Origin of the sequence: Mycobacterium sp. 852014-52450_SCH5900713, from assembly GCF_001667075.1 — a bacterium.
Classification (GTDB): domain Bacteria; phylum Actinomycetota; class Actinomycetes; order Mycobacteriales; family Mycobacteriaceae; genus Mycobacterium.
Map to the genome: position 1 here is coordinate 307,466 of NZ_LZIL01000078.1, position 14,888 is coordinate 322,353.

16 protein-coding genes are annotated in these 14,888 nt (G+C 67.2%); 7 read left to right on the forward strand and 9 right to left on the reverse strand.

Going from position 1 to position 14,888, the window contains the following annotated elements; all coding sequences use genetic code 11:
* Window positions 1–57 precede the first annotated feature (57 nt).
* On the forward strand, window positions 58–276 hold the full coding sequence (locus A5773_RS24460) for a hypothetical protein (RefSeq protein WP_066948010.1): 219 nt from the start codon (window positions 58–60) through the stop codon (window positions 274–276).
* A 91-nt stretch (window positions 277–367) separates the two neighbouring features.
* Here A5773_RS24460 and prpD read toward each other — a convergent pair whose 3' ends face one another.
* Complete coding sequence (prpD, locus tag A5773_RS24465) at window positions 368–1,876, reverse strand: 2-methylcitrate dehydratase PrpD (RefSeq protein ID WP_067261217.1); 1,509 nt, start codon at window positions 1,874–1,876, stop codon at window positions 368–370.
* Between the two features lie 117 nt (window positions 1,877–1,993).
* Here prpD and A5773_RS24470 point away from each other — a divergent pair, with 117 nt between their 5' ends.
* Window positions 1,994–3,358, forward strand: coding sequence for a flavin monoamine oxidase family protein (locus tag A5773_RS24470; protein WP_066948013.1), 1,365 nt, complete (start codon window positions 1,994–1,996; stop codon window positions 3,356–3,358).
* A gap of 16 nt (window positions 3,359–3,374) precedes the next feature.
* Here the strand turns inward: A5773_RS24470 and A5773_RS24475 are convergent, their stop codons facing one another.
* Window positions 3,375–3,884, reverse strand: coding sequence for a DoxX family protein (locus A5773_RS24475; protein WP_066948016.1), 510 nt, complete (start codon window positions 3,882–3,884; stop codon window positions 3,375–3,377).
* Window positions 3,885–3,995: 111 nt separating this feature from the next.
* On the opposite strand from A5773_RS24475, the gene A5773_RS24480 reads away from it, so the two are divergent.
* Entirely contained in the window at window positions 3,996–5,669 is a 1,674-nt protein-coding gene (locus A5773_RS24480; RefSeq protein WP_369817403.1) for a pyruvate, phosphate dikinase, read from the forward strand.
* A complete protein-coding gene (locus tag A5773_RS24485) occupies window positions 5,666–6,280 on the forward strand; it encodes a hypothetical protein (protein WP_066948022.1) in 615 nt (204 codons plus the stop codon). Before A5773_RS24480 ends, A5773_RS24485 begins: the two co-directional genes overlap by 4 nt.
* Here A5773_RS24485 and A5773_RS24490 read toward each other — a convergent pair whose 3' ends face one another.
* The 3 genes from A5773_RS24490 to A5773_RS24500 form a co-directional block, all read right to left on the reverse strand.
* Window positions 6,281–7,522 (reverse strand): WS/DGAT domain-containing protein, encoded by a 1,242-nt coding sequence (locus A5773_RS24490; protein WP_066948025.1) that lies wholly within the window; start codon window positions 7,520–7,522, stop codon window positions 6,281–6,283.
* Complete coding sequence (locus tag A5773_RS24495) at window positions 7,523–8,428, reverse strand: alpha/beta fold hydrolase (protein ID WP_066948028.1); 906 nt, start codon at window positions 8,426–8,428, stop codon at window positions 7,523–7,525.
* A gap of 111 nt (window positions 8,429–8,539) precedes the next feature.
* Entirely contained in the window at window positions 8,540–9,013 is a 474-nt protein-coding gene (locus tag A5773_RS24500) for a VOC family protein (protein ID WP_066948031.1), read from the reverse strand.
* Between the two features lie 122 nt (window positions 9,014–9,135).
* On the opposite strand from A5773_RS24500, the gene A5773_RS24505 reads away from it, so the two are divergent.
* Window positions 9,136–10,002, forward strand: coding sequence for an alpha/beta fold hydrolase (locus tag A5773_RS24505; protein ID WP_066948034.1), 867 nt, complete (start codon window positions 9,136–9,138; stop codon window positions 10,000–10,002).
* Window positions 10,003–10,019: 17 nt separating this feature from the next.
* Here A5773_RS24505 and gnd read toward each other — a convergent pair whose 3' ends face one another.
* Complete coding sequence (gene gnd / locus A5773_RS24510) at window positions 10,020–11,042, reverse strand: phosphogluconate dehydrogenase (NAD(+)-dependent, decarboxylating) (RefSeq protein ID WP_066948037.1); 1,023 nt, start codon at window positions 11,040–11,042, stop codon at window positions 10,020–10,022.
* A gap of 15 nt (window positions 11,043–11,057) precedes the next feature.
* Window positions 11,058–12,461 carry a glucose-6-phosphate dehydrogenase gene (locus A5773_RS24515; protein ID WP_066948265.1) on the reverse strand — a complete coding sequence of 468 codons (1,404 nt, stop codon included), beginning with the start codon at window positions 12,459–12,461 and terminating at the stop codon, window positions 11,058–11,060.
* Window positions 12,462–12,585: 124 nt separating this feature from the next.
* Here A5773_RS24515 and A5773_RS24520 point away from each other — a divergent pair, with 124 nt between their 5' ends.
* Window positions 12,586–13,410 carry an adenylate/guanylate cyclase domain-containing protein gene (locus tag A5773_RS24520; protein WP_067261228.1) on the forward strand — a complete coding sequence of 275 codons (825 nt, stop codon included), beginning with the start codon at window positions 12,586–12,588 and terminating at the stop codon, window positions 13,408–13,410.
* Here A5773_RS24520 and A5773_RS24525 read toward each other — a convergent pair.
* A complete protein-coding gene (locus A5773_RS24525; RefSeq protein ID WP_066948043.1) occupies window positions 13,362–13,571 on the reverse strand; it encodes a hypothetical protein in 210 nt (69 codons plus the stop codon). The two genes, A5773_RS24520 and A5773_RS24525, sit on opposite strands and share 49 nt — an antisense overlap.
* Before the next feature lie 101 nt (window positions 13,572–13,672).
* Here A5773_RS24525 and A5773_RS24530 point away from each other — a divergent pair, with 101 nt between their 5' ends.
* The gene (locus A5773_RS24530) at window positions 13,673–14,362 is read left to right on the forward strand and encodes a guanylate cyclase (protein ID WP_066948048.1); all 690 of its coding nucleotides are present in this window, start codon (window positions 13,673–13,675) and stop codon (window positions 14,360–14,362) included.
* On the opposite strand, the gene A5773_RS24535 is transcribed toward A5773_RS24530, so the two are convergent.
* Entirely contained in the window at window positions 14,359–14,682 is a 324-nt protein-coding gene (locus A5773_RS24535; protein ID WP_066948051.1) for a putative quinol monooxygenase, read from the reverse strand. The genes A5773_RS24530 and A5773_RS24535 overlap by 4 nt on opposite strands.
* Window positions 14,683–14,888 lie beyond the last annotated feature (206 nt).

The window sequence follows — 14,888 nt, forward strand, 5'->3', positions numbered from 1 at the left end:
ACTACGCCGCCGGATAGCGTAAAACCGGATCGGCGCGGTCCCTAGGAGGCGTCCACCATGACCAGTTTCAAACTTCTCATACCGGCGGCGGCGCTGGCGGCGTTCGTGACCGTCTCGCCCGTCGCCCGAGCCGACGCGCCCGCGCCCGGCGATGCCTGCAAGGTCCTGCACGCGACCACCCAGGATGCCAACAACAGGACGATGTGGTGCAACCCCACGATGACGGGCGCCCACGACCTGGTGTGGCAATACGGCGGGCCCGCCCCCAGCCCCTAGTTCGCCCGCGCTTTCAGTGTGAGCTGAGGGCGGGAAACCATGAAATTCCCGAGCTCAACGCACACTGAAAACCGTGTGTGCACCCGCGATTTCACTCACCAAAGATTCCCGGCGGAATCACCGGCGCCCGCCCGAGTGCCCGCGGATCAACCGTTACGTTGAGCGCGTCGAGGTCACCCGCCCGCAGATCGGCGAGCGCATCCACGGTGGAGAAAAACCGTTCCCGCTCAGCCGAATCCACGACGTCGCCGGCGAGCTCGGTGAACTTCTGCACGTACTGCGGACGCCGGAAGGGCCGGGTGCCCAGCGGATGCGCGTCGGCGACGGCCAGCTCGTCGACGATCACTTCCCCGCTCTTCAGCGTGACCTCGGCGCGCGCCCCGAACGCCTGCTCGGCCGGATCCGTCGCGTGGTAGCGGCGGGTCCACTCCGGATCCTCCACCGTCGAGATCTTGTGCCACAGTTCGACGGTGTCGGGCCGGTGGACCCGCTCGGGGGCGTAGGAGCGTTCGTGGTGCCAGCTGCCGTCCTGCAGCGCGACGGCGAAAATGTAAGGCAGCGAGTGGTCGAGCGTTTCCCGCGACGCGTCCGGATCGAACTTCTGCGGATCCCCGGAGCCCGTTCCGATCACGACGTGGGTGTGGCGGCTGGTGTGCAGCACGACGGTCGCGATCTCACCGGGGTCGCCGATGCGCTCGCGTAGCCGCACGGCCAGGTCGATCGGTGCCTGGCTCTGGTATTCGGCGGAATACTCCTTGGTGTAGCTGTCCAGAATCGCGCGCTTCGGCTCGCCGGAAGTGGGCAGCGGCACACGGTATTCGCGTTCGGGGCCGCCCAGCAGCCAGGCGATCACCCCGTCCTCGCCCTCCCAAATGGGCGCCGGAGATTCTTCGCCGCGCATCGCCCGATCGACCGCCTCGATGGCGACCTTGCCCGCATGCGCCGGGGCGAAGGCCTTCCAACTGGAGATCAGCCCCTTGCGGGATTGGCGGGTGCTGGTGGTCAGGTGCAGCGCCTGCCCGACCGCATGGTAGATCGTCTCGGTGTCCAACCGCAGCATGGTGCCGATGCCGGCGGCCACGGACGGCCCCAAGTGCGCGACATGGTCAATCTTGTACTCGTGCAGGCAGATTCCGCGGGCCAGGTCGATCTGGATCTCGTAGGCGGTGGCCAGGCCGCGGATCAGGTCGGCCCCAGGCAGGCCCAGTTGCTGGGCGACCGCGACCAGCGGGGGGATGTTGTCACCCGGGTGGGAGTACTCGGCGGCCAAATACGTGTCGTGGAAGTCGAGTTCGCGCACCGCGACGCTGTTGGCCCAGGCCGCCCACTCGGTCGAATAGGTTCCGTCGACGCCGAAAACCCTGGCCCCGCAGCGCGCGGGATGGGCCAGCGCCTGTTGCCGCGCAACCGTGACCGGCCGGCGCAGCACGGCGGCGGCACTCACCGCCGCGTTGTCGATGATCCGGTTCGCCACCATCTCGGCAGTTTCCGGTTCGACGGCAACCGGGTCGGCGGCGACTTCGGCGATCTTGGCGGCCAGGTGTTCGCGGCGGGGAAAGTCGTCGGCGCTGCGCCGCGTCCGAACCGTATGCATCAACACAATCCGCACCCTATGACCGGTAAGAACGCGTGCAGAAATCTCCGTTAAGCGGCCGCCACCGGTGCCGACCGAGGTGTAGTTTGCTGCTGGGGCGGGACATAGGTTGAGGAGCCAGCCATGTCAGAGGTCGACTATTGCGTGGTCGGAGCTGGGTTCGCGGGTTTGACGGCCGCCTTGCGGTTGAAACGGGCGGGTCATTCGGTGGCCTTGCTCGAGGCGCGCGACAGGGTCGGCGGCCGCACCTTCACCGAGTACCGCCCCGACGGGATGTGGATCGACCGCGGCGGTGCGTGGATCGGACCGGGTCAAGACCGGATCTACGCGATGATGGACGAGTTCGGTGTCTCCGAGTACAAGCAGCACAACGACGGCGACGCCATGATGATCGTCGACGGCAAAAAGCACCGCTACGGCGGCACCATCCCGTGGACCATGAGCCCGTGGGCGGTCGCCAACCTCGGCGTCGGTTTGCTGTCGATCGAGAAAATGGCCAAATCGCTTCCGCGTGAGGCACCGTGGGACGCCAAACACGCCGACGAGTGGGACCGCATCAGTCTGGGCGAATGGATCGAGCAGAACACGATGTCCAAGCAGGCCCGCGAAATGCTGGACATGGCTTTTGCCGGCCTCTATACCTCGGCTGCGTCAGAGACGTCGTTGCTGTGGGGTTTGTTGCAGACGGCGTCGGCGGGCGGACTGACGTTCGCGATCTCCGGGGAGGGCGGCTCCCAGGACGCCCGCCCGGTTGGGGGAATGGGCGCGATTTACGGTCCCATCGCGGCCGAATTGGGTGACGCGGTGCACCTTTCGCAACCGGTCCGGCAAATCGCGCAGGACTCCGACGGTGTGACGGTGACCGCCGCCGACCTGACGGTGCGCGCCCGGCGGGTCATTGTGGCGATCCCGCTGGCGATCGCCTCCTCGATCGTCTACGACCCGTTGCTACCGGTGGATCGGGCGATGCTGCACCAGCGCATGCCGAGCGGCGCGGTCGTCAAGACGTCGATCATCTACGACGAGCCGTTCTGGCGCGCAGACGGGCTGTCGGGTCAATCGGCCGCACCGGGATCCCCGGCCACCCTGACGATCGACGCCTGCACCGAAACCGGCGACCCGGGCGTCATGTGCGTCATCACCGAAGGGCCCGCGGCGCGGCGGCTGACGAAGCTCAACGAGGCCGAGCGCAGAGCGGTGCTCGTCGGCGAGCTGATCGACCGGTTCGGCGAGAAAGCGAGGACGCCGCAGGAATACCACGAGCAGAACTGGACCATCGAGCGCTACTCCGGCGGGGGAATGATCAGCCATGCCCCGACCGGCGTGCTGACCGAATTCGGTTACACCCTGCGCGAGCCCTGCGGTCGCATCCACTGGGCGGGGACCGAAAGCTCGGCCGTCATGTGCGGGTGGATCGACGGCGCGATCCGCTCCGGTGAGCGCGCGGCGACCGAGGTCCGGGAGGCCGAGACCGCCGCGGTCGCCTGACGACGACGACCCCTAGCTAACCAGTCTGCTTAACGGGAGGCCGGTAGAAGATCACCAGTTGGCCGATCGCGCCGACGAGCCCGAGCACCACCGAGATCAACAAGCCGCGCCAGCCGTCCATCCAGTTGTGCCCGAACACGACGTAGTCCAGGCTCAGTTTTCCGGCGCCCAGGGTGGCGACGGCGATGGCGCTGACCGCCAGGACCAGGTTGTACTCCCAGCCCTCCTTGACGATGAAGAAGCCGTTGGCGCGATGCACGGTCCAAGCCGCGACCAGCATCAACGACACGAAGCCTGCGGCGGGGATTGGGGTGAGCAGACCGGCGGCCAAGCCCAGCCCGGCGGCCATCTCAGTCGTCGCGGCGACGGTGGCATGGAACTTGCCCGGCTTCATGCCGATGCTTTCGAACCACCGTGCGGTGCCCGGGATGCGGCCGCCGCCGAAGAATTTGTTGTAGCCATGCGCGGCCAACGTCACGCCCAACACCAGCCGCAGGATCAGTAACCCAACGTCATAGGGAGTCATACCTGCAAACCTAGATCATCGGGCGGACCGGATGACAGGACCCGCCGAACAGCTAACTCTCATGGCGCGTGTGGGAACATTGCGGACGTTCCGACGTTCGCGCATCAGCCGCTGACCAGAAGGGGGTGCACCACGGCTCGTATCGCACGAGGCAGCGGCGCTCCCCGTAGCGCGTCCGGGGCCTCGCCTGACGGGCATTCCGTGGTGCTACTCGACGGCACAGCGAGTCATCCCCGGGCGCTGCTGGGCAACAAGGGCCAAGGCATCGAGATGATGCGCCGCCACGGCCTGCCGGTGCCGCCCGCCTTCTGCATCACCACCGAGGTGGGGCTGCGGTACCTCGCCGAGCCCGGGGCAACGATCGACGCGATCTGGGACGACGTGCTGGACCGGATGAGCTGGCTGGAGGCGCAGACTTCGCGCACGTTCGGTCGGGGCCCGCGTCCCCTGCTGGTCAGTGTGCGCTCGGGGGCCACCCAGTCGATGCCGGGCATGATGGACACGATCCTGGACCTCGGCATGAACGATGATGTCGAGCAAGCGCTGGCCGCCGCCGGCGCCGGCGCATTCGCCCGCGACACGCGCCAGCGGTTCGACCGCATGTACCGGCGCATCGTCGGGTTGGACGAACAAGAATCGCCGCCCGCCGATCCGTATGCGCAGCTACGCGCCGGCATCGAGGCGGTGTTCGCCTCGTGGAACTCACCCCGCGCGGTCGCCTACCGCGCCCACTCCGGCGGCGTCGACGATCGGAGTGGTACGGCGGTCGTCGTGCAGGCGATGGTGTTCGGCAACCACGGCCCCGATTCCGGTGCGGGCGTTCTCATTTCGCGCAATCCCGTCACCGGCGACCGCGCACCGTTCGGCGAATGGCTGCCCGGAGGACAGGGGGACGACGTGGTGTCCGGATCGGTCGACGTTGAGCCGGTCACCGCCCTGCGCGACGAGCAGCCGGCTGTCTACGACGAGTTGATGGACGCCGCCTGCAAATTGGAGCGACTCGAGTCCGATGTTCAGGAGATCGAGTTCACGGTCGAAGGCGGCAAACTCTGGCTGCTGCAGACACGGGGCGCGGAGCGGTCGGCGCAGGCAGCGGTGCGCCTTGCATTACAGCTGAGGCACGAGGGGCTCATCGACGACGCCGAGACGCTGCGACGGGTGACCCCGGCACACGTACAGACCCTACTGCTGCCGGCGTTGCAGCCCGAAATACGTTTGGCGGCAAACCTTCTGGCCAAGGGATTGCCGGCCTGCCCGGGCGTTGCGTCGGGGCGGGCATACACCGACGTCGACGCGGCGCTCGATGCGGCGGAGCGAGGTGAGTCGGTGATCCTGGTGCGCGACCACACCCGGCCGGAAGACGTCTCCGGCATGCTTGCCGCGCAAGGCATCGTCACCGAGGTGGGAGGGGCGGCCAGTCACGCGGCAGTGGTCAGCCGCGAACTCGGCCGGGTGGCCGTGGTGGGCTGCGGACAAGGAGTCGCCGCATCCCTTGCCGGCAAGTTGATCACCGTCGACGGCGCCGAAGGCGAAGTGCGCGAGGGCAACCTGAACCTGTCCGCATGGTCGGAAAGCGACACACCCGAACTGCGGGAGCTGGCCGAAATCGCGCGACGGCTCAGCCCACTGCGTGCCCACACCTCCGGTGGTCACCTGCGGCTGGATGACGCCACCCAGGACGCGGTGGCGGAGGCGATGAAACGCGGACACGCCGACGTCGTCTCGGCCACCCCTCTTATCGTTATGCTGACCGCTCTGCGGCTCGCGGGTGGGACCACGTCATGACCGAATTGGCGGTGTTGCAAGCGGTTCGGCTGAAAGGCCGGCTGCGTCCCGCCGAGCTCGCCGAGACACTGAACGAGGAAATTGCCGACGTGACGACCATCGTCGGACAGCTGACCGCGGCAGGCCTACTGGTCGACGGTGCGACCGTGCGGATCACCCCCGCCGGGCGTGAGCGGCTCGCGGCGCTGCTCGACGAGGAGCGCAGGGGCGCCGATCGGGCGGCGCTGGCCGCCGCCTACGACGACTTTCGGCCCGTCAACGCCGATTTCAAATCCCTGGTCACAGACTGGCAGCTGAAGGGCGGCCCCGGCGGCACCCCCAATCCGCACGATGACGCGGAGTACGACGCCGCGGTGCTGGCCCGCCTCGACGATGTGCATGCGCGGGTGCTGCCCATCATCGAGTCGGTTGCGGCGCAGCTGCCGAGGCTGAACGCGTACCCGGCGAAATTGGTTGCGGCCCTGAGCAAAGTGCGGGCAGGCGAGACCGCCTGGCTGACCAGGCCGCTCATCGACTCCTACCACACGGTGTGGTTCGAGCTGCACGAGGAGCTGATCTCGGCCGTCGGCCTTACCCGGGAGGAAGCGGCCCGATCCGGCGACGCGCAGTAGCTACAACACCGCGTCGAGGAGCCGCACATAAGCGTCGATGTCAGGAACGGCCGACTCGGCCGCGTGCACGCTGACCGCGATGGTGTCCCCGATGCCGTGCACGCCGTGAGTCAGCCCCATCACCGGCGACAGCCCCGGGTAGCCGGCTGTGAGGACCACCCCGGCCCCGCCGAAGCTGAGGTCGGCCGGCCCGCGGTAAACACTGGACACCACGGTGTTGCCGGACACCTGCTCGGGGCGAACATCGAAATCGAATTGTGCTACACCCCAACGCAATAGGGCTGCGGGTATCGCGGCAAAAGCTCGGTCGGCGTAGCGCGTGGCCGGATGTGCGAAGCGGCGCCGGCCGTTGGCCAGCTCCGCGGCAATCCGCTCAACGCGTGGTTCCCACCCCAGCTTCGGATACAGACCCACGGTGACGTTGCCGAAGTGGTTATAGGCGTGCGCGACACCGGGTTTGGCCATCGGGACCTCGGCGCCCAGCGTATCGGCGGCGTCGCCCAGCAACTCGGAGAGCGCCGCGGATATCGCCGTCAGCGCTCCCACCGTGACGGTAGGGCCGCGTAGCTGCGAGCGGTGTCGCACCAGCGTGCGCACCGAGCGGGACGCGCCGGGGCGCGCATTCGTCGGCAGTAGGGGCCGGGGACCGGCCCCAGGGGCCAGCAGCCCCGCGCGGGTGTCGCGCTCCAGCTGCCGATGGGCGCGAGCCGCCTGCGCGGCTCGCCACGGCAGGAACCCGGCCCGTAGCCGGCGCGCCCCGGGCACGGGATCCGGCCGGCCGAACAGCCAACCCGCCATCGCGGATGCTCGGCCCCCGTCGGCCAGCGCGTGCGCTATCTGCATCACCGCAACGGTCCCCGGCCCGGTCACGCCCGGGATGCCCAACACCCCGCTGAAGACGTGCAGCCGCCAGGGCATCCGGCACACGTCCAGCTGGTCCCGGGCCAGAGCGACGACAGCGGCCAGGCAGCCGGCCCAGCTGGGGTCGTCGAGGTCGTGGCGGACGAGCTGGTCGGGCGTGACGGCCGCCGGAACCCACTGCGGATACACCAGCGGTCCGCGATCCCGCACTCGCAGCGCCAGCTCCGGGTCCTGGTTGGCCCGCCGGCGGAGTTGCTCGATGACTTGGGCGTAGTCGACGGGCTCCCCGTCGAACGCGTAGAGCAAGAACTCGTCGTTGGGAATCTTGGCCGACATCCAGTAGAACTGCGCATCGACAGCGGCCAACCGCTGCGGGGCCATTCAGCCGGGTGAGCCGATGAACCCGAGGATCAGGTCGGCGACCTTATCGGGCTGCTCGAGCTGCAGGAAGTGCCCAGCGTGATCCACGATGGCCATCTCGCTGCCCGGCGGCAACACCTTCTCCGCCCAGCGGGCGAAAGCCGGTGTCATGCAGCCGTCGTCGCGGCCATGCAGGTACAGGCACGGCCACACCGGCTCTTCGGTCCAAAGCTCGTTCAGCTCGGCATACTGCGCCGGCGGCCGAGTGTTGCGGATCGTGGCGCGGTACGGTCCGAGTGCCGCACGCCAGCTCTCCGGCGTCCCGATCGCCGCGTCGACGTGGCGCAGATCCTCGTCGGCGCGATAGCCCGGTGACCACCGCCGCCACAGCAGCGGTAGCACCCAGGAAGCGGAATGTTCTGGCAGCAAGGGCAATTGGAAATACATGATGTACCAACTGCGCAGAAGTTGGCGCGCCAGGTGGCCGGCCAGCCGTCCTCGCTCCGCCGCGCCGGCCTTGCGACGGAACGCCGCCGACGGCGGCACCGACATGATCACGGCCTTGGTGAATGGGCTGTCGGGCATGGCGGCCAGACCGGTGGTCGCGATCGCACCCCAGTCGTGGCCGATCACCACGTCACCGTCGGTGCCGCCCGCTGCCGAGCGCACCCGCAAGGCGTCGTCCATCATCGCGCCGACGTGATAGCTACCGTCGGCCGGGATCGACGACGGCGCGTATCCGCGCATGAAGGGGGCCACCACCCGCCAGCCGGACTCAACGAGCCGGGGAGCGATCTTGCGGAACCCGTAAGGGGTGTCGGGGAAGCCGTGCAGGCACAAGGCGATGGGGCCACCGCGTGGCCCCCAGGTGAGTGCCTTCAGGTCCCCCGCAGGGCTGGGCACGTCGATCCAGCCTGGTTCACCCATATTGACTCCCTGCTCGGCGCGTCCGCACGGACCAACCTAACGCGTGCGAGCCAATCACGCACCGACCGCATGCCCCAAGCGGTCAAAGCGGTGTTGCCACAGGGAGTTTCGTTACACCTGCGCGGCAGCCCGGTCCAGGTCGGCGATGACGATCTTTCGCATGCCGTACATCGCTTGAGTGGCGGCCGCCGCGCGTGCCCGGTCCGGGTCGCTGATCAGCTCGTAGAGCCGGTCCGGGACGATCTGCCAGCTCAGGCCGAAGCGGTCCTTGCACCAACCACACTGCGATTCCTCGCCGCCGTCGGTCAGCCGCTCCCAGTAGTAGTCGACCTCGTCCTGGTCCTTGCAGTGGATGGTGAAGGACACCGCTTCGGTGAAGTGGAAGTGCGGGCCACCGTTGATGCCGATGAACCGGGTGCCGTCCAGCACGAAGCTGCCGGACAGGACGGTGCCCGGCTCGCCCGGTCCGGCCTCCGTGGTTCGGTTGAGGCCCTCGATGTGCGAGTTCGGGAAAATCGAGGTGTAGAACCTGGCCGCCTCCTCCAGGTTGTGGTCGAACCACAGCGACGGGGTGATCGATGGCATTGGCCACGGCCTCCTATTGGCTCGTTGGTGTTGTCACTGGATAGACCGCGGCCAGGGTGAAAACTCATCGCGTCGCCGACCCGCGCGACGGTGCTTAAGCTCCCTATGTAACGTCAGGTCGCATGAGCACCGTCAGCAGCCTCCCTCAGACGGTCGAGTTTTCCGGTGTCGGCGGCATCACCCTGGTCGCCGACGAGTGGAACGGCGGGACCGACGGCGCGGGACGGCCAAGCGTCCTCATGCTGCACGGTGGCGGCCAAAACCGGCATTCCTGGAAAAACACCGGCCAAATGCTTGCCGACCAGGGCTTGCATGTCGTCGCGCTCGACAGCCGGGGACACGGTGACAGCGATCGCGCACCCAACGCCGACTACGACGTCGAGACCCTGACCGCCGATGTCTTGAAGGTGATCGAGGCGATCGGCCGGCCGGTGATGATCATCGGCGCGAGCATGGGCGGGCTGACCGGAATCCTCGCCGCCCACCGGGCGGGGCCCGCGGTGGTGACCCGACTGGTCCTCGTCGACGTGGTGCCCCGATTCGAGAAAGGCGGCAGCGCCCGTATTCGCGATTTCATGATCAGCGGCCTCGACGGTTTCGACTCGCTGGAGGAGGCCGCCGACGCCGTCGCCGCCTATCTCCCGTACCGGGACAAGCCGCGCAGCCCCGAGGGCCTGAAGAAGAACCTGCGGCTGCGTGACAACGGCCGCTGGTACTGGCACTGGGACCCGGCGTTCATGACCAAGCCCGGCGACGATCCCGAGCTGCGTACCGAGAAGTTCGAGCAGGCCGCGAAGAGCCTCTCGATTCCTGTCCTGCTGATCCGCGGGAAGCTGTCAGACGTGGTGAGCCCCGAAGGCGTCCGGCATTTCCTGGCCAGCGTGCCTCGCGCGGAGTTCGTCGAGCTGTCCAACGCCGGGCACACCGCGGCCGGCGACGACAACGACGCGTTCAGCGACGCCGTGGTGAAGTTCGTCAAGCGGCACTGATTGGCCGCGATCCGCCGCTAGTTAGCCGGCTTCTCGGCGTGCCCGCCGAACTGCTTGCGCATCGCCGACAGCGCCTTGTTGGCGAAGTCATCGAGTGAGCGCGAGGCGAAGCGGGACTGCAGCGCGGTCGTCAGCACCGGCGAAGGCACCCCCTCGTCGATCGCCGCGATGGCGGTCCACCGGCCCTCCCCGGAGTCGGAGACCCGTCCGGAGAACTCCGCGAGGTCGGGCGAATCGTGCAGCGCGATCGCGGTCAGATCCAGCAGCCAGGAGCCGATGACGCTGCCGCGGCGCCACACCTCGGCGACCTCGGGGATGTCGAAGTCGTACTGGTAGAACTCCGGATTCGACAGCGGTGCCGTTTCGGCGTCGCCCTCTTGCACCTGCTTGCCGATGTCGGCACCGCGCAGGATGTTCAGCCCTTCGGCGAGCGAGGCCATCATCCCGTACTCGATGCCGTTGTGCACCATCTTGACGAAGTGCCCGGCGCCGGACGGCCCGCAGTGCAGGTAACCCTTTTCCGACCGGGCGACCTCGCCGTCACGGCCCGGCGTGCGCGGCGCCGCGTCCACCCCGGGAGCGACACTGGCGAAGATGGGTTCGGCGTGCAGAAAAGCCTCGTCGTCGCCGCCGATCATCAGGCAGTAGCCGCGTTCCCGACCCCACACGCCGCCGCTGGTGCCGCAGTCGAGTAGGTGAATGCCCTTCTCCGACAGCATCTTTGCGTGGCTGATGTCGTCGCGGTAATACGAGTTGCCGCCGTCGATGACGATGTCGCCGGCCTCCAGCGTCTCGGCCAACTCGTCGATGACCCCCGTCGTGATGGTCCCCGCCGGCACCATCACCCAGACCACCCGCGGTGCGGTCAGCTTGGCGGCAAGCTCCCGCAGGGATGACGCCCCGGTGGTCCGCTCCTCCCCCGCCATCGCCTTGACCGCGTCGGGGTTGTGGTCATAGACCACGCATTCGTGTCCATCCTTGGCCACGCGGCGGACGATGTTCGCGCCCATCCTGCCGAGGCCGATCATCCCGAGCTGCATCTCTTCCTGTTCTCCTTACTGTGACGTCTGCTTTGGCAGCCACGGCTCTTGCCAGCTGCGGTGACCGTGCAGCAGCGACTGCGCGGCCTCGGGTCCCCACGAGCCCTGGTCGTAGTGATGGATCCGATCCGGCTTGTCCAGCACGGGCTGCACGATCCGCCATGTCTCCTCGATGGCGTCTTCCCGGGCGAACAGCTGGCGGTCGCCGGTGAGCGCGGCGTAAAGCAGCCGTTCGTAGGGACGCACGGCTTCCCCGAGATCCTCGGCGAACGACGAGTCCATGTGTACGTCGTGCCATCCGTCGCCGACTTGGGCGGACAACTGCAGCCGCATCCCCGGATCGGGATCGATGCGCAGCACGATCTGATTGGGCGCGGGCGGCCGACGGTTGGGCAAAAACGAAAATCCCGGAACGTGGTGGAGGAACATTCGCACCTCGGTGACCTTCTCCGGCAACGCTTTTCCTGCGCGCAAGAATATCGGCACGCCCGCCCAGCGCCAGTTGTCGATCTCGGTCCGCAGCGCGATATAGGTCTCGGTTTGGGAATCCTTCGCCACCCCGTCCACGTCGGTGTAGCCACGGTATTGGCCACGCACGCAACGCTCGGGATCCAGCGCCGGCATCGCGCGGAACACCTCAGCCTTCTTGTCGTTGAGGTCATCGGCGCTGGGACCGACGGGGGGCTCCATCGCGACCAGTGCGAGCACCTGGAGCAGATGGTTCTGCACGACGTCACGCAGGGCACCCACCGCGTCGTAGAACTTGCCACGGTCCTCGATGCCGAAATCCTCGGCCATGGTGATGTGAATTTCGGAAATGCTGTCCCGGTCCCAGAGCTTGGCCAGGCCGTTGTTGGCGAAGCGCAGGTATTGCAGCTCTTCGACGGGTTGCTTGCCCAGGAAGTGATCCACCCGCAGGATCTGGTCCTCGTCGAGCACCGCACGCAGCCGCGCGTTCAAGTCGCGGGCGGAGGCCAGGTCGTGGCCGAACGGCTTCTCCACCGCGACGCGTGCACACTCCAACAGGTCGGCCTTGGCGAGGTTCTCCACGATCGGCGCGAACAGGGACGGCGGCATTTCCAGGTAGTACAGGGGCCGGCAGTCCTTGCCGATCTTCTTGGCGAGCTGGCCGTAGAGCTTGTCGTCGGTGACGTCACCGTGCAGATAGGACAGCCGGCCAGCGAACCGCTCGAACACCGCGTCGTCGAACTTCTCTCCCGACGCCTTGATGGCGTCGCGGGCACGCTCGACCAGCTTCTCGAGGGAGATGTCGTCGCTGGCCACGCCGACGATCGGGATGTCCAACATGCCGCGCGCCTCGAGCCGGTACAAGGCGCGGTAGGTCATCTTGCGCGCCAGGTCCCCGGTGATGCCGAATATCACCAGCTTGTTCGAAGAGTTGTCCCCGCCGTCAGCCAAGCCCGCACCTCCGAAAGTCATCGGCTCTTCCAGACTCACTACCCGCGGCGGTCGGACCTAACACTAGACACCGCACACAGACCCGACAACCTCAAGCCATCGCGGCCTTTGACAGGATGCTTGGGTGGGTGACGCGCTGCATATCACGGTCTACGTCCTGGCCGGCGTAGCCGCGACCGAAGCCATCGCACTTGCCGTGCTGGCGCGGCTACTGGTCCGCAGCCGCCAGGAGATCGACGAGTTGCGGCACCGCACCGACACCCGCAATTGGTTGCTGTCGGGTGGGCGCGAGGCCGTCAAGACCGTGTGGCAGACCGCAAACCTGGTGCGCAAAGAAGGTTTCGGCGGCGCCATCCGCAGTTCGATCGAAGACCTCGCCGACTGGGCGGAGGTGGAGCGTCCCGACTTGGCGCGCGTCACGCCGGACGGCCGGGTGGTGATCCTGTTCTCCGACATCGAGGAATCCACCGCGCTCAACGAGCGCATCGGTGACCGGGCCTTCGTGAAGCTCATTGCCGCACACGACAAGCTGGTGTCAGAGCTCGTGCAACGGCGGTCCGGTCACGTGGTGAAGAGCCAGGGCGATGGCTTCATGGTCGCCTTCGCCCGCGCCGACCAGGCGGTGCGGTGCGGCATGGACCTGCAGCGTGCGCTACGCCGGGATGCAAAGCGCAAGCGGCACGCGGAAATTCGCGTCCGCATCGGCATCCATATGGGCCGCTCGGTGCGGCGCGGCGAAGATCTGTTCGGCCGCAACGTCGCGATGGCGGCGCGGGTGGCAGCGCAGGCCGTCGGCGGCGAGATCTTGGTGAGTCAACCGGTGCGAGATGCCGTTTCCGACTGTGACGACATCCGTTTCGACGAGGGCCGCGACGTCGAACTGAAGGGATTTTCGGGCGACTATCGCTTGTTCGCCGTCGAGGCCCCGGCCGATCCCGATTCGGACTGAAAGCCCTCGCCGTCATTTTCGGCCAGCCGCTGGTGCAGGCGGGACCGTACCTCGTCGGCCGTGTAGGCGCGTCGCTTGCGTTGGTCGCGGACCACCAGCGCACCCCCGGCGACGACACCCGCGACGCCGGCCAGCCCAAGCCATTTCCACACATTGCGCATGAACCCAGGGTATTCGCGCTGCGACTGACTTGTGTGCTCTTGCAACTCCGAAGCCCAAGGGCCGGACGTGTTGGTGACAGACGCGAAGTACTCTCCTCATAATGCTCACCCTCGATCAAGCGCTGAACGAAACGCGCACGGGCGATCTCTGGCTGTTTCGCGGCCGTTCCAGGCCCGACCGCGCGATTCAGACGCTGACGAACGCACCGGTGAACCACGTCGGCATGACGGTGGCTATTGACGACCTGCCGCCGTTGATCTGGCACGCCGAGTTGGGTGACAAGCTCGTCGACATGTGGACCGGCACCAACCACCGGGGCGTGCAACTCAACGATCTGCACCAGGCCGTCCTGCAGTGGACCCAGCGGTACCAGCAGCGGTGCTGGCTGCGCCAGCTGACGCCCAATCCCACCCGCGAGCAGGAGAACAAACTGCTGCGGGTGATCGCGCGGATGGACGGCACCGCGTTTCCCACCACCGCGCGGCTGACCGGTCGCTGGTTCCGCGGCCGGCTCCCGACCATCAACGACTGGGTCCGGGGAATCCCGGTGGTGGACAAAAAGGTTCGCGAGCAGTCCCGGCGTCTTCGGGAGGAGCGCAAGATGAGCCTTTCCACGGCATATTGCGCGGAGACGGTGGCGATCACCTACGAGGAAATGGGATTGCTGAACACAGACAAGGACGCCAATTGGTTTGACCCGGGCAAGTTCTGGAGCGGCGACACGCTTCCGCTGGCGCCGGGCTATCAGCTGGGCGAGGAAATCGCCATCACGGTAAGCGAATCCGGCTAGTCGACCGACATCTCACCCAGTTGGGACCATCCCGTCGCATCGATGGTTTGGTTGATTATTTTCGGGGTGGACGTCAGCGCCTGCGGGAGTTCTTCCATGGCCCGCTTGAAGTGGTCGCTGTTCACGTGGATGCCGCCCGCCTCACCGTCACGGAAGGCCTCCACCAAAACGTACTCAGCCGGGTTGTCCAGGCTGCGCGACCACTCGAACCAGAGATTGCCTTCCTCGGCACGGGTGGCGGCCGTGAAGGATGCGACGAGTTCTGGCCAGCGGTCCGTCCACTCGGGCTTGGTATCGAACTTCACGACGACGAAGATCACTTGCGGTCCCGCCTAGCTCGCTCCTGGATGCTGCGCCTCGCCCGATCGCGGCGAGCAGCGCCAGCATATCCGCCCGCCGGCGTCGCCGATGGGCCGGCCTCCAGCAAAGTGCGCCCCGGGGGTTTAAATTAAACGCCCGGGCCCACCCTCGCATTGATTCTGTACGAATCGCGGACCGCTTACCCTCGCCGCGAGTGGCCTGCCTC

What these genes read in the sequence shown, in the direction of transcription:
- A5773_RS24460 (WP_066948010.1), top strand. Translation starts at nt 58, where the DNA reads ATGACCAGTTTCAAACTTCTCATACCGGCGGCGGCGCTGGCGGCGTTC.
- A5773_RS24470 (WP_066948013.1), top strand. Translation starts at nt 1,994, where the DNA reads ATGTCAGAGGTCGACTATTGCGTGGTCGGAGCTGGGTTCGCGGGTTTG.
- A5773_RS24475 (WP_066948016.1), bottom strand. Translation starts at nt 3,884, where the DNA reads ATGACTCCCTATGACGTTGGGTTACTGATCCTGCGGCTGGTGTTGGGC.
- A5773_RS24485 (WP_066948022.1), top strand. Translation starts at nt 5,666, where the DNA reads ATGACCGAATTGGCGGTGTTGCAAGCGGTTCGGCTGAAAGGCCGGCTG.
- A5773_RS24490 (WP_066948025.1), bottom strand. Translation starts at nt 7,522, where the DNA reads ATGGCCCCGCAGCGGTTGGCCGCTGTCGATGCGCAGTTCTACTGGATG.
- A5773_RS24495 (WP_066948028.1), bottom strand. Translation starts at nt 8,428, where the DNA reads ATGGGTGAACCAGGCTGGATCGACGTGCCCAGCCCTGCGGGGGACCTG.
- A5773_RS24500 (WP_066948031.1), bottom strand. Translation starts at nt 9,013, where the DNA reads ATGCCATCGATCACCCCGTCGCTGTGGTTCGACCACAACCTGGAGGAG.
- A5773_RS24505 (WP_066948034.1), top strand. Translation starts at nt 9,136, where the DNA reads ATGAGCACCGTCAGCAGCCTCCCTCAGACGGTCGAGTTTTCCGGTGTC.
- gnd (WP_066948037.1), bottom strand. Translation starts at nt 11,042, where the DNA reads ATGCAGCTCGGGATGATCGGCCTCGGCAGGATGGGCGCGAACATCGTC.
- A5773_RS24525 (WP_066948043.1), bottom strand. Translation starts at nt 13,571, where the DNA reads ATGCGCAATGTGTGGAAATGGCTTGGGCTGGCCGGCGTCGCGGGTGTC.
- A5773_RS24530 (WP_066948048.1), top strand. Translation starts at nt 13,673, where the DNA reads ATGCTCACCCTCGATCAAGCGCTGAACGAAACGCGCACGGGCGATCTC.